This is a genomic window from Dellaglioa sp. CoH-57-MRSF-17 (genome assembly GCF_056782015.1).
Genome location: NZ_JBXAXY010000152.1, coordinates 1 through 263, shown reverse-complemented (window position 1 = coordinate 263; position 263 = coordinate 1). Strand labels below are relative to the sequence as shown.

1 protein-coding gene is annotated in these 263 nt (G+C 49.4%); it reads left to right on the top strand.

The features are described from left to right. The coding region (locus tag AC1RPJ_RS08235; protein ID WP_481762921.1) for a hypothetical protein at positions 1-210 on the top strand (210 nt) is incomplete at its 5' end. Between the last annotated feature and the right edge of the window lie 53 nt (positions 211-263).

Sequence of the window (263 nt, the reverse complement as noted above, 5' to 3'; positions counted from 1 at the left end):
TCTATGGGTCGGAATCATCTTTTCCATAAGAGCAACCCTATGGAAATAGGAGACGAGGCAGAAGTCACGATCCTTGTTCTTAACAAGCTGGGCTACAAGATGCGAGTAAACAAGGGTGTGTTGGATCGACCCACGTTCGCGTGTTCTGCACTGCATAACATCTGCATCCAGCGCATCGGTAACGATCTTCGAATTTTCTTCCGGGCCTAAACATGTTTGCGCGACGTACGAGAAGTGCACGACGCGGTAAGTATGGTATGGGC